Here is a 24,720-nt window from a genome sequence, read left to right on the forward strand (position 1 = left end):
CCCGACCGGGTCGACGTCCGCAGCCGACAACCCTGATTCGTAAGCATTAGCTTAACCACATGGGGGCGACTTAGGAATCATCCCAAGGCTGTAAGTGATGGTCTTCCACGAAAAGTTGAGGCCGGGACATGCCCGGCCATAATATCTTGCAGTATCTTAGGCGATTTACTCGACAACCGTCCGCAGTTCCTGCCAGACATCCTCGACCGCCTGGGTATAGGGCACGGCCGTCTTGATCTGGACCGGCAGCCCAAGATCGAGCGCTGTCAGCCGGCCCATGGCGCTCAGCAGAGAAAAGGTCGCTACGATCTTGCCGTTGGAGGCATTGATCAGCGATTCCCGTGCACTGGTCAGATCGGCCTGGGCGTTCAGCACATCCAGCGTCGTCGCGGTGCCCAGGTCACGCTCCTGAATGACGCCGTCCAGGACGGTGTTGCTGGAGGTAACGGCAGCCTGCGCGGCGCTGATCTGCGCATCGGCACTCTGGATGCCGGTCCATGCAGAGATAACCGCCTCCCTGATCTGGTCGTAAGCGCCCATGGCGTCCACTTCCGACTTGATCTGGTTGAGATTGGCCTGGCGTACGCCTGACCCGATGGCGCCACCCGAATAGATGGGAATGTTGATCTGGAAGCCAAGCGACCCGCGAATGCCGTCCTGTGCGCCGCCGGAGGGGCCCGTCCAGCTCGTGCCGACAGAACCAGTCACTGTCGCGGTCGGGCCAAAGGCGGCTTTCGCCGCGTCGCTACTGGCCTGGGCCGAACGGATGCTGGCCTTTGACAACAGAATGGCCGGATGACCGATTTCGGCTTCGGAAATGGCGGCGTCAATCGAGCGTGGAATGAGATTGGCATAACCATGGCTGGTCGACAGGCCTTGCGGACGCTGACCAACCAGACGCTGGAAGGTGGCTTCGCTGGTCTGCAGGGTGCTTAATGCGGCCTGATAGGCGGCCTGGCCCTGCGCAAGTCTAGCCTCCGCCTGTGCCACATCAATGCGGGTGCCTTCGCCGACATCGAGACGGTCTTGCGCCGACTGCAGCTGAGCCTGGAAGAAGCTGATGTTTTCCTGGCGCAGAGACAGCAACTCACGGCCGCTCAACACCGACATATAGGCCTGCACGACCTCGAGCAGAACATTCTGCTCGGTATTGCGGATCTGATACTCGGCCACTTCGGCGGCGGCCCGGGCCGCTTCCACACGAGCCGCGGTACGATTGTTGTCGTAGATGGTCTGATTGTATGACAGGCCGGTCGACAGCGATTGCCCACTCGTCCAGTTGCCGCCCACAAGGCTGGCACTCTGGCTGCCGCTGATCGAAGCGCCAATGGTCGGTAGAGCGCCGGCTTTTGCCTGAACAATTCCCTCGGACGAAGCCTTGGCGCTGAGCAAGGCCGATTGCAGGTCCGGCGCGTATTCGTAGGCTGCGGCCAAGGCCTGGCTGATCGATTGTGCGTGCGCGGCGCCCAGCGACGAGCAGGTCAGCAGAAGCGCACAGGCAGTCGCCCGCAAAAAACCAAGACTATTCATAAACCCGTCTCCTGACCCAATCACCCATACGCGCGGCAAATGGGGTGTACAACCGACTCAGGCCATCCCTACCAAACTTTAATTGCATCTTCATGCCCGTGCGTGACCCGATAGCAACATAATGCGTCAAAAGACGAACTCTTCTGACGCATCGTTCGACATAATCGGCGGCAGCATCGCATTGAAATGCGTCCGCGAGACAACACCGTCTGTGGTGCGAATCCAAACCGTCGCGACCCCGGTGCGGCCAGCGCCGGTCACCGCCACAAGCCGCCCACCGGGGGCCAGCCTTTGCAGATAGGTGTCCTGAACATTTCCAATCGCCCCTTCGAAGACCATGACGTCATATGGGCCCGCATCCAGAGCCGCCTGCTCATGGGTGAGAACGGCAGCGTTCGCCGCGCCAATCCGACTCAGATTGTGAACCGCAATCCTTGCCAGGTGTTTATCATTTTCATAGGCGACAACCGAGGCGGCGATTTTGCTTAGAACGGCCGACGAGTAGCCCGTGCCGCAGGCAACATCGAGAACACGGTCTGCCGGATTGATGGCCGCCAGTTGAGCCATGCGGGCAAATTCGACCGGCGAGGCCAGCTTCCGGCCATGGCCAATGTCGTGCTGGGCATCGCTATAGGCGAGCGCGGCTCTATGTTCGGGCACAAAGTCTTCGCGCGGGATCGTCAGCAGCGCGGACAACAGGCGTGGCTCCACAACCGAACTTACGGCGATCTGGCTGTCGACCATGGCTTTGCGCGCCAATGAAAAATCAGTATCGGCCAAATCCGGCCTCCTGCCCCGCATATGCCGGACGTGAATATGCCCTGACGTCCTTCAAGGCAAGAGTCTGCAGCCCCGCGCGGTGACTTATTTCAAGTTCTGCCAGCGGGACCCGGTCAGACCGAGGCGGAGGCGATCCCCGCACAAGCCCTATTCGCGCCGGCCGGAGGGGCTTGGCCGCTTGAACTGGTCGGTCAGGGCCAGCAGCACAACCATATGCAGGCGCTCCGGCGTGGTGGGCGCCTTGAGGCATTTGACTCGAGACGAGACGGTGTAGCGCGCGCCGTTTCGTTCACCGGTCGCGGTATAGACGAGGTACTTGCTTGCTTCATCATAGTAGGACGCGGTGACCTTGAACTGCATAGACTGCCTGCCTGTCCCGACCGGCTACCCGGACACGCTTGAATAGTGTGCACAGGCCGACCGCCGCCGTGCTGGCCAGAAAATTCACAGTGCAACACACAACCTATTGCATAAGCGATTATCGTCCAATAGGTACAGCGCCCAGAGGCCGCGTGGCGGAGTGGTTACGCAGCGGATTGCAAATCCGTGTACTCCGGTTCAATTCCGGACGCGGCCTCCATTTCCAAGGATGAGCGAAGCTGACCCGAACGCCCTGGGTGGTGCGAACCGTTGCAAGCGGGTAGTTTCCGCGCGTCCAATTCCTGGGAACTGCCATGACCATCGGCGCGCCAACGATCACCCGTACAGATTATGCCCAACCGGTCATGGCCGGCGTGCTGGCAGCAATTGTCGGCTATGCCAGCACCTTCACGCTCATCCTTGCAGCCCTCACGGCGGCTGGCGCTTCGCCACAGCAAGCCGGCTCCGGATTGTTCTCGATCTGCATCGCCATCGGCCTTCTCAATATCGTCGTGGCCTGGCGCATCCGCATTCCGGTGAGTTTTGCCTGGAGCACGCCAGGAGCGGCCTTTCTGCTGACCGTCGGCGAGCCGGTCGGTGGCTTCCCGGCCGTGGCCGGAGCGTTTCTTGTATGTGCGGCTCTTGTCGTCCTGACAGGACTCATCAAGCCGCTGGCCCAGGTCATTGCTGCGATTCCAGCGGCCATCGCCAACGCCATGCTGGCGGGCATGCTGCTGACGCTTTGCCTTGCGCCACTAAACGCGGTTGCCGAGATGCCCTGGCAAGCCCTGCCCGTCATCGTCGTCTGGGCCGTTAGCCTGCGATTTGCACGGCGCTATGCAGTGCCTTTGGCGGTGGTCGCCGCCGGCATAATTCTGGCCACCACAACACAGTTGCCTGAAGGCACGTTTGGCAATGCCTGGCCGGCACTGGTGCCGGTTCTACCCAGTTTCACCATCGACGCCATCGTGCGCATTGCGTTGCCGCTCTATGTCGTCACGATGGCATCGCAGAACCTGCCTGGCCTGGCCGTGATGCGGGCCAATGGTTACGCGCTTCGCCCGTCGCCTCTCTTCACCGTGACCGGGATCGCCAGTGCGGCAACGGCCGTATTTGGCGGGGTGACCAGCAATCTAGCGGCGATTACTGCTGCAATCTGCGCGGGCCCGGAGGCGCACCCTGACCCTGACAAGCGATGGCCGGCGCCGGTCGCGGCCGGTTTCACCTATCTCGTGCTGGGTCTTGCCGCCAGCCTGGCCGCGGCATTCATTGCTGCTGTCCCGCCACTGCTGATTCAGGCCGTGGCCGGGCTGGCGCTGTTTTCCAGCCTGGCTGCCGCCCTGGCCGGAGCGCTGGCCGTTGAAGAAGCGCGTCTGCCGGCAATCCTGACCTTCGTAACAACCGCATCGGGGATAACTGTTGCCGGCGTCGGGGCACCGTTCTGGGGGTTGGTTGGCGGAATCCTTTTGCTGCTCCTGCTGCGTCAGAGGCAGACCCTTTGAATGCCTATTTCGTCATTCTGGCCGGCGGCGGCGGGAGCCGGCTGGGCCATGTTCGCAAGGCAGAAATCCGCCTGGGCGGAGCATCCCTGCAGGAAAGGGTTGCCAATCGGTTACGCATCGATCGAAGCGCGATTTTGATCTCCACGGGTGCTGGCCTGTCTATACCCAGTGCGATCGGCACTGCCCTGCCCGACCTCGACACGCCGATTGGGGGGCCCCTGGCCGGCATTCTCGCGGCGGCGGCACATTTGCGCCATCAAGCATCGACGGACAGTGTGCTGCTCTCGGTTGCAGTCGACACCCCGTTTCTACCTGAGGACTTTGCCTCTCGGTTGATGGAGCCGCTGGAGCACGGGGCACGGGCGGCGAAGGCGTGCTGGCGGGGCAATGCTTATCCAACCAATGCGGCCTGGCGGCTGGCCGACCTGCAGGACCTGCCTGAGCAAGCGAGCGCAGGGCCGGTTGCACCAAGCCCCAGGGCGCTTCTGGCGCAATTGGGCGCTGTCTCTGTCGATTGGGAGGCGACGCACGCCAGCGATCCCTTCGCCAATCTCAACACCCTTGCCGACCTGATCGACCTCTCTTATCGCGTGCAGGGTTCATCAGACTGACAAGATATTCACATGAGATGAGATTTGGGGCTTGGCAAACCGGATCGGTTTGGTTACACGGACCTCGCTTCGCCAAGACGGCGTCGCAAGAAGTGTTCCGCGATAGCTCAGTTGGTAGAGCAAGCGACTGTTAATCGCTGGGTCGTAGGTTCGAGTCCTACTCGCGGAGCCATTTCCTCCCCCAAATTCGACTGAATAGTGTATCCGGGCGATTGCTCTTGCCGTGCTCGAGGCGTAGGACGGCAGCGTTTTCGTCTTTCCAGCGATTTCCCATGACCACCATTGCCGCGGCCCCCGCGCCCGAAGCGCAGCGCGCTGCCCTATCTATAATTCTTGCCGTCAGCGGCGCCCATTTCCTCAATGACCTGCTGCAGTTTCTGCTTCCGGCGCTCTATCCCTTGCTCAAGGAAAACTACGGCCTGAGCTACCTGCAGATCGGCCTTTTGACGCTCGGACAGCAGATTACTGCCTGCCTCCTGCAACCGGCCTTCGGACTGTCAGGCGACCTCAGGCCCAAGCCCTATTGGCTCGCCTTGTCGATGGTGATCGTGGCGGCAGGCGTTGCCATGCTGGCGGCGGCGAGCGGGTTCTGGCTGCTGTTCTTTGCCGCCGTGGTCCTCGGCACTGGTTCAGCACTCTTCCACCCCGAAGCATCGCGTGTGGCGCGCATGGCGTCGGGCGGGCGGCTGGGCTTCGCCCAATCGCTGTTTCAGGTTGGCGGCAATGCGGGCACGGCGCTCGGCCCCCTGGCCGCTGCGTTGATTCTGCTGCCAATGGGCCAAGGCAGCGTCTTCTGGTTCCTGATCGTGGCGGCGCTCGGCCTGCTGTTGATGACGCATGTGGGCCGCTGGTTTGTCGACCATCAGCGGCAATTGGCCTTGCGACCGACGGTACCGGTCAGCAAGCCGGCGCTGTCGCGCCAGCGCCTGACCGTAGCCTTCGTGGTGATCGGGGCCCTGCTGCTCAGCAAATTCATCTATATCGAGGGCCTGAAGAGCTACTACGCCTTCTTCCTGATCGAGAAGTTCGCTCTCTCCGCCCAAGAGGCGCAATTCTTTCTCTTCGCATTTTTGGGTGCGGTGGCGGCGGGCACATTTATTGGCGGTCCAGTGGGTGACCGTTATGGCCGTCTGGCGGTGATCTGGGTGTCCATATTGGGCGCCCTGCCCTTCACGCTGGCCCTGCCCTATCTCGACCTGTTCTGGACCTGCAACATGAGCATTCTGGTTGGCCTCATTCTCTCATCGGCCTTTTCGGCGATGGTGGTCTACGCCCAGGAACTGGTGCCGGGCAAAGTTGGCATGGTTGCTGGCTTCGTGTTCGGCTTCGCTTTCGGCATCGGGGCGCTGGGCGCCGCGGTTATGGGCGCTCTGGCGGACTGGCTCGGCATGATCGCCGTGTTCCAGATTTGCGCCTTCCTGCCGGCGCTTGGTATTCTGACCATATTGCTGCCCAAGACAGCCGAACTGCATCCGGAAAGGACACAAGCATGAGCAATGGCATGGAAGCCGACAGCGAAAGCCAGATCACGCTGACCCGCACCATTGCGGCGCATGTCTCCGACGTGTTCGCAGCCTGGACCGATCCGGCCCTGATCGAGCAGTGGGAGGCCGATGAGGCCGAGTTCGACGCATTCGAAGGTGGACAATACCGGTTTGTGACCTTTGCCGAGGATGAGGGCGAGACGGATCATGAGGTCAGCGGCGAGGTGCTGACCTATGTGGAGGACGAACGACTCGTCCTCTCCTGGATTCACAAGGACGAGGACGAAGACAGTGAGTTGATCTTCGTGCTGGACATTATGTTCAAGGCGATAGCGGACGACAGCACCAGCATTACGCTGACCGAGCGCGGCCTGCCCCATGCAGACGCGCAGACGCGCATTTTTTCGATGGAAGCCTGGAGCGCCGCGCTCGAAGAACTGGCCGAATTGATGGAATAGCTCTGAACCGGATCGGTATCGCTGGCGTATTGCCCGAGATAAGTGAGGTTCGCTGTGTCCACCGTACTGGTCTGGCTGCGCAATGATCTGCGCCTTTCTGACAATCCCGCGCTGGATGCAGCGCGGCGCTCTGGTGAGCGCGTCGTTGCGCTTTATGTCCACGAGACCGACGAGGCAATCCGCGCGCCTGGCGGTGCGGCACGGTGGTGGTTGCATCAGAGCCTTTTGGCTTTGGGCAAGGATCTCGCCGACAATGGCATCGCGCTACAGGTGGAGACCGGCCCCGCGGCCGAGGTTGTCAACCGGGTTCGGCGTGACGTTGAGGCGGACGCGGTGCACTGGAACCGGCGCTATGCACCCGGGCAGCGGGAAGCCGATGCGGCCATCAAGGGCGATCTGCGCAAGCAGGGCGTGGACGTCAGGTCGCACGCCGGGAATGTTTTGCTGGAACCCTGGGAAATCGAGACCGGGCAAGGCAGGCCCTATTCGGTGTTTACGCCATTCTGGAAAGCCCTCAAGGCACGCGACATTGCACGCCCACTGCCAAGGTCTGCGAACGGCGGCAGCACCGTCTCGACCGGTCGGATCGACGTCGAATACAGACAGCCTGAATGGGCCGGGAAGCTGACACAATATTGGGACATCGGAGAAGCGGCGGCTCAAGAACGGCTCAAGCGGTTTCTTGAAGAATGTGTCCAGGACTATCCGAAGGGCCGGGACTACCCGGCACAGGCGGTCACTTCACGCCTCTCGGCGCATCTGCGGTTTGGCGAGATCAGCCCTCGGCAGATCTGGCACGCAGCATGGGCCTTTGCCCAGGCGCATCCGGACAGCGCATCCGCGGTCGAGAAATTCCTGTCCGAGCTGGCTTGGCGGGACTTCAGCTTTTACCAGCTCTATCACCGCGACGACATTTCCAATGTGCCGATGCAGCCCAAATATGGCGGCCTGAAGTGGCGCCACGCGCCGGCCCAACTCGAGGTCTGGCAGGGCGGACAGACTGGCATCCCGATCATCGACGCCGGGATGCGCGAGCTTTGGGAAACCGGCTATATGCATAACCGGGTGCGCATGCTGGTCGCCTCGTTCCTGACCAAGAACCTTCTTATCGACTGGCGCGAGGGCGAGCATTGGTTCTGGGATTGCCTGGTTGATGCGGACGACGCCAACAACCCGGCAAGCTGGCAGTGGGTTGCGGGCAGCGGCCTGGACGCCACCCCCTATTTCCGCATTTTCAATCCGGTGACCCAGGGTGAACGGTTCGATCCGGATGGCGACTATGTGCGTCGCTGGGTGCCCGAACTGGCAGCATTGCCCAGCAAGTTCATCCATGACCCGAGCCAGGCGCCGGAAGGGGTGCTGGAAGAGGCCGGCATTGTGCTGGACGAAACCTATCCGCGTGCCATCGTGGATCTCAAGGAGACCCGCCGGCGTGCCCTCGATGCTTTCGAGGCCCTGTCCGCCGAGGCATGACCGGCGCAAATCTATGCTCCAATGATCGCGTGCCGTGACCGGGCCTTGCTTGCGAAGGGGGCTCAGGGAAAAGCGCTGCCGAATCCCGCGCTTGGCGCTTGCCGCGCCATGATCGTCACCCTACGATAAGTCTCTGTTCCTCCCAGAAAATAGATTCATGGCCAAGCACGAAGACCTCATCTCCGCCATCGGCAATACGCCGCTGATCCGCCTCAACCGCGTCTCAACGCTGACGGGCTGCGACATCTGGGGCAAGGCGGAGTTTTTGAATCCGGGCCAGTCGGTCAAGGATCGCGCGGCGCTGTTCATCATCCATGACGCGGTCAAGTCCGGGAAGCTCAAGCCTGGCGGCACTATCGTGGAAGGGACGGCCGGCAATACGGGCATTGGCCTGACACTGGTGGCCAATTCGCTCGGCTTCAAATCGGTGATCGTCATTCCCGAAACACAGAGCCAAGAGAAGAAGGACGCATTGCGTCTATATGGCGCCGAGCTGATCGAGGTTCCGGCCAAGCCCTATCGCAATCCGAACAACTACATCAAAGTGTCTGGACGCTTGGCCGAAAAGCTGAATGCGGAATTGCCAAACGGGGCGGTCTGGGCAAATCAGTTCGACAATGTCTCCAACCGCCGGGCCCATGTGGAAACCACAGGGCCAGAAATCTGGCAGCAGACCAATGGCCGAATCGACGGCTTCATCTGCGCGGTGGGTTCGGGCGGTACGCTGGCCGGGGTTGCAGAAGCGCTGCGCGCACGCAATCCTGACGTCAAGATCGGGCTGGCCGATCCCGAAGGGGCAGCGCTCTATGAGTACTATGCCCATGGCGAGCTGAAATCTTCGGGGGGATCGATCACGGAAGGCATTGGCCAGGGTCGCATCACGGCCAATCTGGAGGGCCTCAAGGTCGATATGCCTTACCAGATATCAGACGCGGAAGCCCTGCCCTATATTTACGACCTGCTTGAGCATGAGGGCCTGTGCCTGGGCGGATCGAGCGCCATCAATATTGCTGGTGCCGTCCACATGGCGCGCGATCTCGGCCCGGGCAAGACCATTGTGACGGTGCTGTGCGACTACGGTAACCGCTATGCCAGCAAGATTTTCAATCCCGAATTTTTGCGCGGCAAGAACCTGCCGGTTCCGGCCTGGATGGAAGAGCGTACGCCCATCGACATCTCGAGCGTGATAGAGCCTGATCCGGCATAATCCGCAATCGGCAAGACCAGGACCTTCACGAAAGACACATTGCTGCCAACGGCTTGCCTGATAGAATGCCAATCCATTCTAGCGTGTAGGCCAATTTGTTCGGGATAGACGACATTCTCCGCGCCATCGTGGCGGACATGCACCTGGTGGCGCTGATCATGGGCGCCGTCTATCTGCTGGCCTTCGTGTGTGCGGTGCGGGAAATCCTGAACTCGCGCACCTCGCAGGGTTCCATTGCCTGGCTGCTCTCGCTGATGCTGCTGCCGATTCCGACGGTGCTCCTGTATCTGGTCTTTGGCTGGAAGTTTTTCGACGACTACGCGACCGACCGCATGCAGAACGGACGCGCCAACAGGCCGTTGCGGGCCCGCGACCTTGCGCTGGTCGACGGAGACACAGACGCCAAATGGCCGGTGCAGGTGCAGGTTTCGGAATTGCCGTTTCTCAAGGGCAATGATGTCGAGCTGCTGGTGGATGGGCAAGCAACGTTCGATTCGATCTTTGCCGGGATCGAGGCGGCCCAGGAGTATCTTCTGGTCCAGTTCTACATTGTTCGGGACGACAGGCTCGGGCAGGAACTGGCCGAGCGGCTGATCGCCAAGGCAAAGTCCGGCGTCGCGGTCTATATGCTGTACGACGATATCGGCAGCACCGGCATGCCAAAGCATTTCCGCCGGGAGCTGCGTGACGCCGGCATCAAGGTGTCGAGCTTCAATCAGCGCCACAAATTCCTGCGACTGTTCGGCGCGACGCGCATCAATTACCGCAACCACCGAAAGATCGTGGTGGCTGATGGTCACCACGCCTGGGTGGGCGGGCACAATGTCGGTGTCGAGTATCTGGGCGAAGATCCAAAGCTTGGCCACTGGCGAGACACCCATGTTCGCGTTTCAGGGCCGGCAGCGCTTGGGTGCGCCCTGCTGTTCCGGGAGGACTGGGAATGGGCTACGGGCGAACGTCTGCCCAACCGGCCACCATCGGAACTGAGACGCTACGGCGACCAATCCGTATTGGTGATGGGCAGCGGACCGGCGGACAAGCTTGAGGAATGCGCCATCGCGTTTACCGACCTCATCGGTCGCGCCCGAAAAAGGCTTTGGATTGTCAGTCCGTATTTCGTGCCGGATACTGACATCCGCACCGCCCTGTTCGCGGCCCGGTTGCGCGGGGTCGATGTCAGGATCATGCTGCCGGACAATCCGGATCACGCCCTGGTGTGGCTGGCGAGCATGGCGCATGCCGATTCCATGGTGCAGCACGACATCTCCGTCTATCGCTACACGGACGGATTCCTCCACCAGAAGGTGGTCCTGATGGACGAGGAAATGGCCACGGTTGGTAGCGTCAATTTCGACAATCGCTCGTTCGCCATCAATTTCGAGATCACCTTGTGGTTTACCGACGCCGAAACCATTTCCGGTGTCGATGCCATGCTGACCAAGGATTTTGAATCCTGCCGCCGGGTCGGACTCTCGGAAGTGAACAGCCGCCCCTGGGCGCTTTACCTGGCGACGCAGGCCGCGCGCCTTCTATCCCCCGTATTGTGAGAGTCCCTGATGACCGAGTTCCTGTTCCGCGACGATAGCTATCTGCAATCGACTTCAGCCCAGGTGGTCGAGGTCACAGCCGATGGTGGTGTTATCCTGGATCGGACGGTGTTTTATGCCACCTCGGGCGGGCAACCCGGCGATAGCGGCCAGATTACACGCAGCGATGGCAGCCGGGTCGAAATCGCAACCGCCGTACACCCCGAGGGGGACAAGACCCGCATCGTGCACGTGATGGCCGAGGGGATCGCGCCGCCGGAGCCGGGTGAACCTGTCACGGTAGAGATCAACTGGGATCGCCGCTATCGCCTTATGCGCATGCATACGGCCCTGCACCTGTTGTCCGTTGTCTTTCCCTTCCCAGTGACTGGGGGCTCCATCAGTGAGGACAAGGGGCGGCTGGATTTTGACATGCCGGAGGTGCCAGCGGATCTTGCGGCATTTGAGGCGCAGCTCAATTCCATGATTGATGCCGATCACACCGTCACGTCAGAGTGGATTAGTGACGCGGAGATGGCTGCGCAAACGGACCTGATCAAAACCATGAAGGTCAAGCCTCCCATGGGTCAGGGCAAGGTGCGGCTGGTGCGGATCGGAGACGTTGATTTGCAGCCCTGCGGCGGTACGCATGTGGCAGGCACGGCCGAAATCGGCCGCGTAGCCTTGGGGAAGATCGAAAAGAAGGGCAAACAGAATCGGCGCGTCAGCCTGCTGTTTGCCTGAGAAGAGCCCAAAGGTCAGCGAATGGGCGGTGCGTAAAACAGGCCGCCATTGGCCCAGAGAGCATTCTGGCCGCGGAGCATTGCTGCGCCGGTCTGTGGTCCGAAATGGCGGTCATATAGCTCGGAATAATTGCCGATAGCCCTGATGGCATCGGCCATAAAGGTCGGACGCAGGTCTAGGGCGGCACCGTAGTCGCCCTCGACTCCGAGAACGCGCCGGACGGCCGGCGTTCTGGCAGCAGACAGTGAGTCGATGTTGAGGCTGGTTACTCCAACTTCTTCAGCCTCAATCAGGGCGAATATGGTCCAGCGCACAATCTGGAACCACTGGTCATCCTGATCGCGTACGACCGGTCCTAGGACTTCCTTGGAAATTCTCTCTGGCAGAATGCGATGCAATGCCGGATCGGGCAGTTCGCGGCGAATGGCCTGAAGCTGCCGCCCGGAGGCGGAAATAGCCTGGCACAAGCCGCTGCGGTATGCGGTCGCCAGATCAGCGATTTCCTCGTATGCCACCGCACGATAGCTGGTCTGGTTCGTGAAGAAAAACTCGTCAAGCGCTTCGACTTCACCATAGCTGTCGGCCACGCAGATGCTGACACCATCCAGCTCATATGCAGACACAACGCCCATGGCGTTGGGGACGAGAAATGCCTGACCGTCGAAAAAGGCCGGCGCCACATAGCGTGCACCGTAGCGAATATCGCGTCCCATCGTCCACGCACCATTGCGCATGAACACATCAACTGCCCCTGTCTCAAGTGGCGCAAAACGGGCCTCGCCGCGATAGGAGCGAAATTCAATCAGGTCAGGATTGCCGAAAATCGCTGCGGCCAGAGCACGGCACAAATCGACATCGAAGCCGGACCACCGGCCATCAATGTCCTGCTGGGAAAAGCCCGCAAGTGGATTGCTGGAGCCGCAAATGAGAAAGCCGCGCTCGCGTACGGCGTCCAGGGTCTGGGCACTAGCGGGCACAGGCCACGCGGCAGCCGACACCAGGGCAGTCAGAAACAGCAATGACTTGAACAGCTTGCTCACCAGGACGGCCTTCCACTTCCCGAGCAGCATATTGGACGGCGCAACAAAGGGGTCAAGCGGCTGTCCGGCTTGACCCCCGTTTTTTGGCGTTCAACGCTTCCAGCGTCTAGTGCAGGATCTGGCTGAGGAACAGCTTGGTTCGCTCGTGCTGCGGATTGGAGAAGAAGGTCTCGGGCTCGTTCTGCTCGATGATCTGCCCCTGATCCATAAAGATCACACGATTGGCGACCTGACGCGCAAAGCCCATTTCGTGGGTGACGCAGATCATCGTCATGCCTTCTTCGGCAAGGCTGATCATTACTTCGAGCACTTCCTTGACCATTTCGGGGTCGAGTGCGGAAGTCGGCTCGTCGAACAGCATGATCTTGGGCTGCATGCAAAGAGAGCGCGCAATGGCAACGCGTTGCTGCTGACCACCGGAAAGCTGGCCGGGGAACTTGTTCGCCTGTTCCGGAATTTTGACCCGCTCCAGATAGTGCATCGCCGTAGCTTCTGCTTCCGCCTGTGGAATGCCTCGCACCCAGATCGGTGCCAAAGTCAGGTTCTGCAGGATGGTCAGATGCGGGAACAGATTGAAGTGCTGGAACACCATGCCAACTTCTCGCCGCACCTCATCGATGCGCTTGAGGTCAGCGGTCAGCTCCGTGCCGTTGACGATGATCTGCCCCTGTTGATGTTCTTCGAGGCGGTTCATGCAGCGGATGAGTGTCGACTTGCCCGAGCCGGAAGGGCCGGCGACGACAATACGCTCGCCCCGCATCACCTTGAGATCGATGTCACGCAACACATGGAAGTCACCATACCATTTGTGCATGCCGACAACGTCGATTGCCACATCGGTGTCGGACACCTTCATCTGGCTGGCATTGATGGCGCGCTCTTCGGCGCTGTTGGAGGAAATGTCGCTCATTGACGTTACCCTTTATGCCCGGTGTCCAGTCGTCGCTCCATCCAGATGGAGTAGCGGGACATGGCGAAACAGAAGACCCAGAAAACCATGCCGGCGAAAAGATAGCCCGTAATGGCCTGGGTTGGAGATGACCAATCGATATCGGAACTTGCCGCCTGCACGGTGTTCAACAGATCGAAAATCCCGACGATCGATACCAGAGAGGTGTCCTTGAACAGCGCGATGAAGCTGTTGACGATGCCAGGAATGACGTGTTTGAGAGCCTGCGGCAGGATGATGAACCACATGGACTTCCAGTAGCTCAACCCCAAAGACGAGGCCGCCTCATACTGTCCGCGCGGCAGCGCCTGCAGGCCACCTCGAACAACCTCGGCGAGATAGGCCGAGGAGAACAGGGTTACACCCACAAGCGCCCGCAATAACTTGTCGACCGTCGTGCCCTGCGGCATGAAAAGCGGCAACATTACCGACGCCATGAACAGCACCGTAATCAGGGGGACTGCGCGCCACAGTTCGATGAACATGATGCACAGCGTCTTGATGATCGGCAGTTTGGATTGCCGCCCAAGGGCCAGCAGGATGCCGATCGGTATCGAACAGATAATGCCGACAAGCGAGATGATCAGGGTCACCAGCAGGCCACCCCACTGTTCGGTCGGCACCGACGGCATGCCCAGTACACCACCGTTGAGCAGGTAGAAGCAAACCACGGGGTAGACCACAAAGAACAGGATCGCATTGGTCCGCTTGAACGGGACCCGCGGGATCGCCAGCGGGATGATCAATAAGGTGCCCAGGGCAAAGACCAGATTTGGCCGCCAATATTCTTCGGCTGGGTAAAAACCGTAGATGAAGAACGTCATGCGGGCCGAGATATAAGCCCAACATGCTCCTGCTGTTTCAACCCGGCATTGCTCAACCGTGCCGCCGGGCGGCACGGCGTCGCCGCCCAGGAAGTTGGGCATGACGAACCCGTAGATGGGCGGGATCGCCCAGACCAGCAGCACGATCGCCAAAATGGTCAGCAGACTGTCGCTGGGCGTTGCGAAGAGGTTGCGGCGGGCCCAGGCAATCGGGCCGGCCGTATTGACCGGCGCGGGGGCCGGCTCAACCATTTGTTCCCGAACGAAGGAGAATGACATGCTGGACCTCCTAGCGTTCCACAAGCGCGACACGCGCATTGTACCAGTTCATGAATGCCGACGTCGTCAGTGACAGGGTCAGATAGACCAGCATGGTGATTGCAATCACCTCGATGGCCTTGCCCGTCTGGTTAAGGGTGGTGCCCATGAAGACGTTGACCAGTTCGGGATATCCGATGGCTGCACCAAGAGACGAGTTCTTGGTGAGGTTCAGATACTGGCTGGTGAGCGGCGGAATGATTACCCGCATGGCCTGCGGCACGACGACCAGACGCAGCCGGTCCCCTTCCCGTAATCCAAGCGAAGACGCCGCTTCGGTCTGCCCTTTGCTGACAGCTTGAATGCCGCTGCGCACGTTTTCAGCGATGAAGGCTGCCGTGTAGATGGTCAGCCCCAGGACCAGGGCCACCATTTCAGGAACAAGCTGCAGGCCGCCCGCGAAATTGAAGCGCTCCAGCACCGGGATCTCAAAGGCCAGGCTGGCGCCGGTCACCCAGTAGACCAGTGCCGGCAAAGCGATGACGATGAGGACAGGCAAGGCCAAGGGCAGCTTGCCTTCCGTGGCCGCCGACCGCCGATCGGCGGACAGCATGGTCCAGGCTATGCCAAGCGCGACCAGAGCAGCGCCGAGGACGATGATCCCTTCACCAAGCCCGGCGAACATGCCACCAAGCAGGAAATTGGCCACTGCCCAGCCGATGGCGAACCCGATGAAAACCCGGCCATAGCGGCCATAAGGGGAGAGGCTGATACCCGCAAGGACCAGTGCGCCGATCAACGGGAACACCGGGCCCAAGGACAGCGCCGGAACGACCGTTCCAAGCAGGCTGATGGCAAGATATCCGACCCCGAAGGTCACAATCAGCCCTGCGATCCGGGACGCCCGAGAGACGACGACCGGATAGTGACCCGTCTTGGTTCTGACGCGGGTCGCCCAGACGACCATGGCAATGGCGGCAACAAGAGCCAACACAGCCGTTACGGCAACCCAGAATATCTCAAAATCGGGCAGTGGCCGCGGCACAATAATGCCGCGCTGATTGACGAAGATGCTGAGGGGTAGTTCGAAAGACTGGCGCACCGCAGGCATGGCCTTGAGCACGGCGAAGTACCAGAAGAAGAGCTGCAGCAGCAGCGGGATATTGCGGATCACTTCGACATAGACCGTCGCACACCGGGCGATCAGCCAGTTCGAGGACAGACGTGCAACCCCGAGCACAAAGCCGAGCATCGTCGCAAAGATGATGCCGATGACGGCTACGAGCAGAGTATTGAGCAGTCCGACGACAAAGGCCTGCCAGTAGTAGGAGGAGCGGTCGAACGGAATAAGGGTGAAACTAATACCGAAGCCAGAGGTCTCGAACAGGAAGCCGAAGCCGGTCGACTTGTTCTGTGCGGCGAGATTCTGCGCTGTATTGAGTATGATCCAAGTGAGGAAGGCGATAACGAGGCCGGCCACGACCAACTGATAGAAAATGCCTCGAATTACCGGATCATTGTAGAAAGCTGTTCGCGGTGGCCCCGCGATATTGTCCTGGACGGCCATTGGGCGAAAGTCCCCTTAGCAGAGGGCAGCATGGCGTGGGCATGGACTATTCCAGGGACGACTCGCCAACGCCCGATCGCCCCAGCGATCGGGTTGCCCCCGATGGAATAACACGCTTTGCAAACTGCCCAATACGAACTGGCGCCCCCGCAGGAGGGGCGCCAGCACTGTTTCGCCTTAGCGGATGGGCATGGCGTACTGCAGACCACCATCGGTCCACAGTGCGTTCAGGCCGCGCTCAAGGCCAATGTCGGTCTCGGGACCAACATGCTTGGCAAAGGATTCGCCGTAGTTACCAACATGCTTGATGATGCGGTAGGCCCAGTCAGCGGTGAGGCCGATCGGGGCGCCGAAGTCACCCTCGACGCCGAGCAGGCGCTTGATGGCCGGATTATCGGAACCAAGCATTTCATCGACATTGGCCGAGGTCACGCCCAGCTCTTCAGCTTCGAGCAGCGCGTAGTAGGTCCAGCGGTTGATATAGAACCACTGCTCATCACCCTGGCGGACGGAGGGGCCAAGCGGCTCCTTGGAGATGATTTCCGGCAGAATGGCATAGTCGTCCGGATTGCCGAACTTGGAGCGCTCAGCAGCCAGAGCCGAGGAGTCTGTGGTGTAGACGTCGCAACGGCCATCTTCGAAGGCCTTAACCACCTCGTCCTGGTCGGTGAACACCACCGGCGAGTAGTCCATGCCGTTGGTCTCGAAGTAGTCGGCGGCGTTGAGTTCGGTGGTGGTGCCGGACTCGATGCAGATGGCCGCACCGGACAGATCCAGAGCAGACGCAATGCCATCGGCCTTGCGCACCATGAAGCCCTGACCGTCATAGTACATCGTCCCTGCGAACATGATGCCCAGATCGGTATCGCGGCTCATGGTCCAGGTCGTGGTACGCGAGAGAATGTCGATTTCACCCGCCGACAGAGCGGCGAAACGCTCCTGGGATGTCAGCGGGGTATAGCGAACTGCCTCGGGATCATCGAAAACCGCGGCCGCAACGGCTCGGCAGAAGTCGACTTCAAGCCCGGTCCAGTTGTTGTTGGCATCGGGGGCCGAGAAGCCTGGCACACCACCAGTGACACCGCACTGGATATAACCCTTGGCCTTTACGTCATCGAGAGTAGCGGCTTGAGCAGCCGTCGCGCCGAGGCCCAGCGAGGCCGCGATTGCGATCGATACGAGCGCTTTTTGCATTTGCATTTTTGCCTTTTGTTTCCTGACCCTGTGTTTTCGAGGCCGACCAATGTTCCCGCGGCCCCGAGAGCACCACCGCTTTGAGTGCGGTTTGGATGCTGCTAAGCATGCAACCTTCTATTGTCCCTAACGTCAAGGGCCGATGGCACGTTGAGTCAGCAAGTCTGTCTCTTTTTTAGCCAGACGCGTGACGTGAACCGTTTTTGAGCATACCCGAACCATGTCCGATAATACTCCCGAACAGTCCAGCAACCATTCGATCGAAACCATCCTGACACATGGTGGACGGATTCCGGACAATCAGTTCGGCTTCGTCAATACTCCGGTCTATCGTGGATCAACGGTGCTGTTCAAAACGCTGGCAGATCTGGACGCCCAGTCGCAGGCCTATCTCTATGGGCGGGCCGGCAACCCGACTACCGAATCGGTCGAGCAAGTGATTACAGAGCTCGAAGGCGCGTATCGCACCAAGCTGGTACCCTCGGGACTGGCCGCCATAACCATTGCGCTGATGGCATGCGTCAAATCGGGTGACGATATCCTGATTAGCGACAGCGCATACGAGCCGGGCCGCAAGTTTGCAGACGGTTTCCTTGAGCGCATGGGGGTGAGCGTCCGCTTTTACGACCCCAGAATCGGGTCTGGCCTTGCTGACTTGATGCTTCCCAATACCCGCGCGGTGCTGGCCGAAAGCCCCGGCTCCCTGACCTTCGAAATCCAGGATATCCCGGCCTTGGCCGCAGCCGCCCATGCCGGCGGGGCTCGACTGATCGTGGACAATAGTTGGGCGAGCCCGCTTTATTGTCGGCCCCTGTCCCTGGGGGCCGATATCGTCGTACATGCGGCCACGAAGATGTTTGTGGGGCATTCCGACGCTTTCGCCGGGACGATCTCGACGACCCGCGAAGCCTGGGAAGATGTGGAGCGCGTTCGCACTCTACTGGGCTTCTTCACCTCAGGAGACGAGGCGTTCCTTGTCGCGCGGGGCCTGCGCACTCTCGCCATCCGGATGAAGGAACATCAGCACCGGGCCATTGAAATCGCCCAATGGCTGGAGGAGCAAGGCGAAGTGGTCAAAGTGCTGCACCCTGCCCTGCCGAGCCATCCAGACCATGCGCTCTGGCAGCGGGATTTCTCGGGCTCCGGCAGCCTGTTCGGTTTCGTGCTCAAGCCGGCTCCAAAGGCCGCAGTGGCCGCATTTGTTGACCAGATGCACATTTTCTCCATGGGGTATTCCTGGGGCGGCTACGAAAGTCTCTGCCTGCCGGTATCGATCACCAAGGCGCGGACCGTCGTGCCATGGACCGAAAAAGGCCAACTTTTCCGAGTGCATACTGGTCTGGAGGGAGTCGAGGACATCAAGGCAGATCTAAGCGCCGCTCTCGACCGCTATGCGCGGGCCCGATGAACAAGCCGGCGCAGACCTTCAAGCGGCTTCATGCTGATCCGTCCGTCAGGCAATTGCGTGAAAAGCCAGCCTTTGCGGGCAAACAAATTGCGCACGAGATAGGCGCCCAGCATCCCTACGATCAGCCCGGCGAAGACGTCGGTGGGGTAATGCGCCCCGACCGGAACACGGGAAATGGAAACGACGATGCCAACTGCCAACAGCAGCGGGAATAGTGGCGGCATCATAAACCCGACCACGAACGCCGTCGCGATCGCAGTTGTGGCGTGACCGCTCGGAAAGCTCTGGAAGGTCCAGTCGTTTACCACGTTCTGAAAGGAGAAGGCGCCGAAGGTCTCAAACTCCTCCGGCCTGCCCCGCCCGATCAGTCGCTTGAGGACCGTAGTGATGAGGCCGGGCACTGCAACGCCAACGAATATGAAGGACGAAATAGCGGCCAGTTCACCGCTCGCCTGCCGCCAGGTCCCTTTCAGGGGGAACATTGCCAGCCGAAGCAGGATCATCAAAACCAGGCTGGGAATAAGAATCCAGTCCGACAGACCATAGTCGGTGATGAAGAAAAAAGGGGCACGCCACGTGTCCGGCCACTCGATGGCGCCGCGGGACGCGAGGACGTCTATGCTGCCCAACAGACCCAGAATGGCCACCATGCCGACCAGAAAGAACGGCCACGTCTTGCGATCAAGGCCGAGAGGCCAAGGTTTTTGCAGATCAAACATGGCTTTCTTGTCCACTGTCCGCCAATGCTTCGTCAAGCTTGTCGGCAGCGCATCAAGCGGCCTTGCCCTTTGCCTCCGAACACGGTATCGGAAAGCCGCGACGTCGGAGTGTAGCTCAGCCTGGTAGAGCACCGGTTTTGGGAACCGGGGGTCCAAAGTTCGAATCTTTGTACTCCGACCATTCGCCCGCATCGTGTTGAGGACTTTGCATGACCGCCCGAATCTATCGCCCCGCCCGCAACGCCATGCAATCCGGTAAGGGCAAGTCCAAGCAATGGATTCTGGTCCACGAAGCCACCACGCCGCGCAGTATCGATCCGCTGATGGGCTATACCAGCAGTTCCGACATGAACCAGCAGGTTCGTCTGTCGTTCGAAACGCTGGAAGAGGCCGAAGCCTACGCCAAGCGCAATGGTATTCCCTATTCGGTCCAGCCCGCCCATGAGCCTACACCGAAGCGCGTGAGCTATCCCGACAATTTCCGGGCCGACCGCAAGACGCCCTGGACCCACTGAGCCTAGTGTTCAGATCTTGATTCGCTTTCGCGCCGCAAGAGATTGCGGCGCTTCGCTTTTTGGCGGTAGCATTACAAGGCGAAATCTTACTTGTGGGGTCATCATGCCGTTCCGCCTGCTGCTGACTTTGCCATTTCTGCTCCTGGCGTCGACCAGCCCTGGTCAAGCCGCCCCCGCACTATGGCAGATCAGCGATGAGGACAGCTCCATCTGGATATTTGGGTCTGTCCATCTGCTCAGGGCGGATACCAATTGGCGCAGCCCGAAGCTGGACAAGGTGCTCTCAAAGGCTGAGCGCGTCTATTTCGAGACAGATCTCAGCGTGGAGGCACAGATGGCCATGACGCCGCTGTCGTTCGAGCTGGGCTTTAACCGCGATGGCAGGCTGCTCAACGACATCATAGGTGCAGAGCTTACTGATCGCGTGCGGGAGGCTGCTGGCAGGTATGCCATCCCAATGGCGACGTTGCTGACCATGAAGCCCTGGATGGCTGCCACGACCCTCTCGACCGGACCATTGCTGGAGTCGGGGTATGAAGCAGCATATGGCGTCGAAACCGTGCTTGCAGCAGAGCTCGACGAAAACCGGCTGGGGTTTCTCGAGACGCCCGAACAACAGCTCAACTTTCTGGCTGGTGGAAGCCTCGACGAACAGATCGCAATGCTTGAAGGGACCCTGGATACGCTCGACGTCATGCAGTCCGATCTTGACGAAATGGTGCGGGCCTGGGCCGATGGCCAGCCCGAGCAATTGGGCGAGCTCTTCATGGCGCAAATGGGCAGCTTCGACCAAAGCATGGTCGAGCGCCTGATCGACTTGCGGAACGCCGATTGGGTCGAGCAGATCGCCGCCATGCTAGAGCGCAATGAAAGCGCGCTGCTGGTCGTCGGCGCGGCACATTTGGCTGGCGACGCCAGCGTGGTCAGGCTACTTGAGGCGCGTGGATTCTATAGCGACCGCCTGCAATAGAAAAGGCCAGCAGCGGAAGCTGCCGGCCAGATCTTACAGCTCGCGGTGACGGTCAGACGTCCGCGAAACGGGTCCACTTGCTGTCGTTCTGGCTGGAATTCACCGAAGCGGTGATGAACTGCATGCCTTCGATACCGTCCGCCATGGTGGGCAGCAGGCTCTCGAATTCAGCACCTTCACCACGGATGACGGCAGCAAACTGGCTGTAGAGCGTGGCGAAGGCCTCAAGATAGCCTTCCGGATGGCCGGCAGGAATACGCACGTTCATCGAGGCAGCCGGGGGCACGGAAATAGAGCCACCGCGGGTCAGCAATTGCCGCGGCTTACCGAATTCGGTGAACCACATGTAGTTCGGGTTCTCCTGGCTCCATTCGAGACCACCTTTGTCACCATAGACGCGGAGCTGAAGGCCGTTTTCCTTGCCAACCGCAACCTGGCTGGCCCAGAGCATGCCTTTGGCTCCACCTTCAAAGCGCAGCATGATGTGGACGTTGTCGTCCAACTGGCGGCCCGGCACGAAAGCGGTCAGATCAGCCGACACGGCTTCCGTCTTGAGGCCGGTGACAAAGCGAAGCAAATTATAGGCATGGGTGCCGATATCGCCGATACAGCCACCAGCGCCCGAGCGCGACGGATCAGTGCGCCAGGCGGCCTGCTTGTTATCTGCGTCGGCCGCTTCGGTGAGCCAATCCTGGGCATATTCGGCCTGAACAACACGAATATTGCCCAAGGCCCCGGACGCGACGAGCTCGCGCGCCTGACGGATCAGAGGGTAACCGGTGTAGTTGTGTGTCAGCAGGAACTTGGCACCATTGGCCGGTTTGATGTCCGTCAGCTTGCGGGCGTCGTCCAGGCTTGAGGTGATCGGCTTGTCGCATATGACGTGGATTCCGGCCTCAAGAAATGCCTTGGTCGGACCGAAATGCATGTGGTTTGGCGTGACGATGGAAACCGCCTGGATGCCATCGGGGCGGGCGGCCTCAGACTTGGCCATCTCCTCATAAGAGGTATAGATTCTATCCTCGGCCAGACCAAGATTTTTGCCGGATTCCCTGGCGACCTCGGGCCGCGACGACAACGCGCCGGCGACCAGTTCGAAATCGCCATCTATGCGGGATGCGATGCGGTGTACCTGGCCGATAAAGGCCCCAGTACCACCACCGACCATGCCCAGACGAATTGGCTTTGCGCCATTTTCAGCCATTTTTCTCTCCCTGCTCCGACGGCTTACGACAAACCGAGCATCTTGCGATTGGCGGCCTGATCGGTACCGCCGCTGGCAAAATCGTCAAAGGCTTTTTCGGTGACACGGATGATATAGCTCTGGATCAGTTCAGCGCCTTCGCGCGCACCATCTTCCGGATGCTTGAGGGCGCATTCCCATTCGAGCACAGCCCAGCCCTTGAAATTGTTGGCGGCCATCTTGGAAAAGATTGCCGGGAAATCGACCTGGCCATCACCAATGGAGCGGAACCGCCCGGCCCGATCCACCCAGGACTGGAAGCCGCCATAAACACCCTGGCGACCCGTCGGGTTGAACTCGGCGTCCTTCACGTGGAAGGCCTTGATGCGGTCCTTGTAGATGTCGATGTAGTCCAGGTAGTCGAGCTGCTGCAGCACGAAATGGCTCGGATCATAAAGAAGATTGGCGCGCGGGTGATTGTTCACGCGTTCGAGGAACATTTCGTAGGAAACACCATCATGCAGGTCTTCGCCGGGATGGATCTCATAACAGACGTCGACGCCTGCATCGTCGAAGGCGTTGAGGATCGGCGTCCAGCGACGGGCCAGTTCGTCAAAGGCTTCTTCGACAAGACCAGCGGGACGCTGCGGCCAGGGATAGAGGTATGGCCAGGCCAGGGCGCCTGAGAACGTCGCATGGCCGGTCAGACCAAGGTTTTGCGAGGCCTTGGCTGCGTGGAGCATGGTCTGCACGGCCCACTCCTGGCGGGCCTTGGGGTTGCCGTGCACGCTGGCGGGTGCAAAGCCGTCAAAGGCGGTGTCATAGGCGGGATGCACGGCGACAAGCTGGCCCTGCAAATGGGTTGAGAGCTCGGTGATCTCAAGGCCATGGCTATTGACTATGCCTTTGACCTCGTCGGCATAAGTCTTTGAACTAGCAGCTTTTTCCAGATCAATAAAGCTCGACACCCAGGTCGGAATCTGCACGCCCTTATAGCCGAGCCCCGCAGCCCATTTGCAAATATTGTCAAGATTGTCGAAAGGGGCGGCATCGCCCGCGAACTGCGCCAGGAAAATAGCCGGGCCCTTGATGGTGGTCGCCATGTGGTCTCTCCTCTTGTTGCCCCGCAAGCCGCACGGATGGGGCCAGTCCTGTTCGTCTCATTGCGGGTTTTGCGGCCCCGCATATATGACGGGCGGCGATCACTCGCCGCCCTGACATGTTAGCCGATACTGTTGACCGGTGTGCAGCACCTGTCAATGAAGTACGTTCATCAGGCCTTCAGGAGGGCCTGCGCCTCTGCAATGCCGAGTGCGCGCGGACGCTCACAGGTGGTGGTCAGCGTGAGAACCTCGCCGGTTTCACCGGCCTTGAGCAGACCTGTCATCACTTCGACCACATGCAACGCGACATCGAGTCCGCAACGAGCGGTTTCGCCATTCTCGATGGAGAGCATCATGTCGGCCAGGCCGGCGCAACGGTAGTTGGCGCGCGGCGTGTCCTTTTCGAGGTCCTGGTTCGGCTTGCCGAAGGGATGATCCCAAGGCGTGACCGGGGTCCGCGTACCTTCGATGCCCGTGGTGACCAGGTCCCCGCCGAAGAAGTTCGGATCGGGCACAAAGATCGAGCCTTCGGTGCCGTAGAGCTCGATATTGTGGTGGCCATGGGCCGCCACGTCCCAGCTTGCGCCGATGGTGATGATGGCGCCGGAGTGGAACTCAAGCACGCCATGAATGGTGGTCGGGGTGCCAACCTTGATGATGCTGCCCTTGTTCGGACCATCGGCGCTGACGACGCGCTCGGCCCGCGCCATGTTGGTGAAGGCCGAAAGACGCTTCACCGGGCCAAGCAGGTGGACAAGATCGGTGATGTAATAGGGTCCGAGATCAAGGATCGGGCCGCCGCCGGGCTGGAAGAAAAAGTCCGGATTGGGGTGCCAATGCTCCATGCCGCGGCTCATCACATGGGTTGTGCCGCTCATGATCTTGCCCAGCTTGCCCGAATCGATGATCTCGCGGGCCTGCTGATGGGCTCCACCCAGGAAGGTGTCGGGAGCCGAACCGACCTTCAGACCGCGTTCGTCGGCCGCCTTCTTAAGGGCCAGGCCCTCATCGACAGTCAGCACGAATGGCTTTTCCGAATAGGAATGCTTGCCGGCCGAAATAATATCGTTGGACACCTGATAGTGGGTCGAGGGGATCGTCAGATTGACGATCACATCGAGCTCACTGTTCTTGAGCAGCTCGTCCGGTGTCTGCGCTGCCACGCCGAACTCCTCGGCCCGTAACTTGGCGGCTTCCGGCCGGATGTCGGCCACGGCCCGCACGTCGAGCCCCTTGAACAGGGGCGCAAGGCGCAGATAGGCCGCCGAGATATTGCCGGCACCCATGATGCCGACGCCATAAGTCTTTGTCATGG

General features: G+C 60.3%; 23 protein-coding genes and 3 tRNA genes. 14 read left to right on the forward strand and 12 right to left on the reverse strand.

Annotation, left to right across the window (positions count from 1 at the left end):
- Positions 1 to 165: 165 nt before the first annotated feature.
- The 3 genes from DDE76_RS08115 to DDE76_RS08125 all read right to left on the reverse strand — a co-directional run bounded on the left by DDE76_RS08115 (position 166) and on the right by DDE76_RS08125 (position 2,670).
- Positions 166 to 1,530, reverse strand: coding sequence for a TolC family outer membrane protein (locus DDE76_RS08115; RefSeq protein ID WP_104894500.1), 1,365 nt, complete (start codon positions 1,528 to 1,530; stop codon positions 166 to 168).
- 126 nt (positions 1,531 to 1,656) lie between these two features.
- A complete protein-coding gene (locus DDE76_RS08120; RefSeq protein WP_157955711.1) occupies positions 1,657 to 2,274 on the reverse strand; it encodes a protein-L-isoaspartate O-methyltransferase family protein in 618 nt (205 codons plus the stop codon).
- Between the two features lie 183 nt (positions 2,275 to 2,457).
- Entirely contained in the window at positions 2,458 to 2,670 is a 213-nt protein-coding gene (locus DDE76_RS08125; protein WP_104894502.1) for a hypothetical protein, read from the reverse strand.
- 146 nt (positions 2,671 to 2,816) lie between these two features.
- On the opposite strand from DDE76_RS08125, the gene DDE76_RS08130 reads away from it, so the two are divergent.
- The 10 genes from DDE76_RS08130 to DDE76_RS08175 all read left to right on the forward strand — a co-directional run bounded on the left by DDE76_RS08130 (position 2,817) and on the right by DDE76_RS08175 (position 11,675).
- A tRNA-Cys gene (locus tag DDE76_RS08130) sits at positions 2,817 to 2,890 on the forward strand.
- A gap of 94 nt (positions 2,891 to 2,984) precedes the next feature.
- Complete coding sequence (locus tag DDE76_RS08135) at positions 2,985 to 4,172, forward strand: benzoate/H(+) symporter BenE family transporter (protein ID WP_245891840.1); 1,188 nt, start codon at positions 2,985 to 2,987, stop codon at positions 4,170 to 4,172.
- Entirely contained in the window at positions 4,169 to 4,783 is a 615-nt protein-coding gene (gene mobA, locus DDE76_RS08140; RefSeq protein WP_157955712.1) for a molybdenum cofactor guanylyltransferase, read from the forward strand. The genes DDE76_RS08135 and mobA overlap by 4 nt, the downstream gene beginning before the upstream one ends.
- 96 nt (positions 4,784 to 4,879) lie before the next feature.
- A tRNA-Asn gene (locus tag DDE76_RS08145) sits at positions 4,880 to 4,955 on the forward strand.
- A gap of 100 nt (positions 4,956 to 5,055) precedes the next feature.
- Positions 5,056 to 6,276, forward strand: a complete 1,221-nt coding sequence (locus tag DDE76_RS08150; protein ID WP_104894504.1) for an MFS transporter — start codon at positions 5,056 to 5,058, stop codon at positions 6,274 to 6,276.
- A complete protein-coding gene (locus tag DDE76_RS08155; protein WP_104894505.1) occupies positions 6,273 to 6,725 on the forward strand; it encodes an SRPBCC family protein in 453 nt (150 codons plus the stop codon). Before DDE76_RS08150 ends, DDE76_RS08155 begins: the two co-directional genes overlap by 4 nt.
- Positions 6,726 to 6,779: 54 nt before the next feature.
- Positions 6,780 to 8,198: a cryptochrome/photolyase family protein gene (locus DDE76_RS08160; protein ID WP_104894506.1), complete on the forward strand. Its 1,419-nt coding sequence runs from the start codon at positions 6,780 to 6,782 to the stop codon at positions 8,196 to 8,198.
- A 157-nt stretch (positions 8,199 to 8,355) separates the two neighbouring features.
- Complete coding sequence (locus tag DDE76_RS08165) at positions 8,356 to 9,405, forward strand: cysteine synthase A (protein WP_104894507.1); 1,050 nt, start codon at positions 8,356 to 8,358, stop codon at positions 9,403 to 9,405.
- Positions 9,406 to 9,500: 95 nt separating this feature from the next.
- Positions 9,501 to 10,952, forward strand: a complete 1,452-nt coding sequence (cls, locus tag DDE76_RS08170) for a cardiolipin synthase (protein WP_245891841.1) — start codon at positions 9,501 to 9,503, stop codon at positions 10,950 to 10,952.
- Between the two features lie 9 nt (positions 10,953 to 10,961).
- Entirely contained in the window at positions 10,962 to 11,675 is a 714-nt protein-coding gene (locus tag DDE76_RS08175; RefSeq protein WP_104894508.1) for an alanyl-tRNA editing protein, read from the forward strand.
- Between the two features lie 14 nt (positions 11,676 to 11,689).
- Here DDE76_RS08175 and DDE76_RS08180 read toward each other — a convergent pair whose 3' ends face one another.
- The 5 genes from DDE76_RS08180 to DDE76_RS08200 form a co-directional block, all read right to left on the reverse strand.
- Positions 11,690 to 12,715: a transporter substrate-binding domain-containing protein gene (locus DDE76_RS08180; RefSeq protein ID WP_157955713.1), complete on the reverse strand. Its 1,026-nt coding sequence runs from the start codon at positions 12,713 to 12,715 to the stop codon at positions 11,690 to 11,692.
- Between the two features lie 106 nt (positions 12,716 to 12,821).
- A complete protein-coding gene (locus DDE76_RS08185; RefSeq protein ID WP_104894510.1) occupies positions 12,822 to 13,625 on the reverse strand; it encodes an amino acid ABC transporter ATP-binding protein in 804 nt (267 codons plus the stop codon).
- Positions 13,626 to 13,630: 5 nt separating this feature from the next.
- Positions 13,631 to 14,767, reverse strand: coding sequence for an amino acid ABC transporter permease (locus DDE76_RS08190; protein ID WP_104894511.1), 1,137 nt, complete (start codon positions 14,765 to 14,767; stop codon positions 13,631 to 13,633).
- Between the two features lie 10 nt (positions 14,768 to 14,777).
- On the reverse strand, positions 14,778 to 16,313 hold the full coding sequence (locus DDE76_RS08195; protein ID WP_104894512.1) for an amino acid ABC transporter permease: 1,536 nt from the start codon (positions 16,311 to 16,313) through the stop codon (positions 14,778 to 14,780).
- A gap of 177 nt (positions 16,314 to 16,490) precedes the next feature.
- Positions 16,491 to 17,507, reverse strand: coding sequence for an amino acid ABC transporter substrate-binding protein (locus DDE76_RS08200; protein ID WP_104894513.1), 1,017 nt, complete (start codon positions 17,505 to 17,507; stop codon positions 16,491 to 16,493).
- A 220-nt stretch (positions 17,508 to 17,727) separates the two neighbouring features.
- Here DDE76_RS08200 and metC point away from each other — a divergent pair, with 220 nt between their 5' ends.
- Positions 17,728 to 18,915 carry a cystathionine beta-lyase gene (gene metC / locus DDE76_RS08205; RefSeq protein WP_104894514.1) on the forward strand — a complete coding sequence of 396 codons (1,188 nt, stop codon included), beginning with the start codon at positions 17,728 to 17,730 and terminating at the stop codon, positions 18,913 to 18,915.
- On the opposite strand, the gene DDE76_RS08210 is transcribed toward metC, so the two are convergent.
- Entirely contained in the window at positions 18,897 to 19,634 is a 738-nt protein-coding gene (locus tag DDE76_RS08210; protein WP_104894515.1) for a phosphatase PAP2 family protein, read from the reverse strand. The genes metC and DDE76_RS08210 overlap by 19 nt on opposite strands.
- Before the next feature lie 104 nt (positions 19,635 to 19,738).
- Between DDE76_RS08210 and DDE76_RS08215 the strand changes: the two genes are divergently transcribed.
- The 3 genes from DDE76_RS08215 to DDE76_RS08225 all read left to right on the forward strand — a co-directional run bounded on the left by DDE76_RS08215 (position 19,739) and on the right by DDE76_RS08225 (position 21,119).
- Positions 19,739 to 19,815: transfer RNA gene (locus DDE76_RS08215), tRNA-Pro, on the forward strand.
- Between the two features lie 28 nt (positions 19,816 to 19,843).
- The gene (locus tag DDE76_RS08220) at positions 19,844 to 20,149 is read left to right on the forward strand and encodes an ETC complex I subunit (protein ID WP_104894516.1); all 306 of its coding nucleotides are present in this window, start codon (positions 19,844 to 19,846) and stop codon (positions 20,147 to 20,149) included.
- A 103-nt stretch (positions 20,150 to 20,252) separates the two neighbouring features.
- Positions 20,253 to 21,119 carry a TraB/GumN family protein gene (locus DDE76_RS08225; RefSeq protein ID WP_104894517.1) on the forward strand — a complete coding sequence of 289 codons (867 nt, stop codon included), beginning with the start codon at positions 20,253 to 20,255 and terminating at the stop codon, positions 21,117 to 21,119.
- A 52-nt stretch (positions 21,120 to 21,171) separates the two neighbouring features.
- On the opposite strand, the gene DDE76_RS08230 is transcribed toward DDE76_RS08225, so the two are convergent.
- From DDE76_RS08230 to DDE76_RS08240, 3 genes are all read right to left on the reverse strand, one after another.
- Positions 21,172 to 22,323, reverse strand: a complete 1,152-nt coding sequence (locus DDE76_RS08230) for a Gfo/Idh/MocA family protein (protein ID WP_104894518.1) — start codon at positions 22,321 to 22,323, stop codon at positions 21,172 to 21,174.
- A 23-nt stretch (positions 22,324 to 22,346) separates the two neighbouring features.
- A complete protein-coding gene (locus DDE76_RS08235; RefSeq protein WP_104894519.1) occupies positions 22,347 to 23,405 on the reverse strand; it encodes a sugar phosphate isomerase/epimerase family protein in 1,059 nt (352 codons plus the stop codon).
- 170 nt (positions 23,406 to 23,575) lie between these two features.
- On the reverse strand, positions 23,576 to 24,718 hold the full coding sequence (locus DDE76_RS08240; RefSeq protein ID WP_104894520.1) for a Gfo/Idh/MocA family protein: 1,143 nt from the start codon (positions 24,716 to 24,718) through the stop codon (positions 23,576 to 23,578).
- Positions 24,719 to 24,720: the final 2 nt, after the last annotated feature.

This window comes from Devosia indica, from assembly GCF_003056405.1.
Taxonomy (GTDB): domain Bacteria; phylum Pseudomonadota; class Alphaproteobacteria; order Rhizobiales; family Devosiaceae; genus Devosia; species Devosia indica.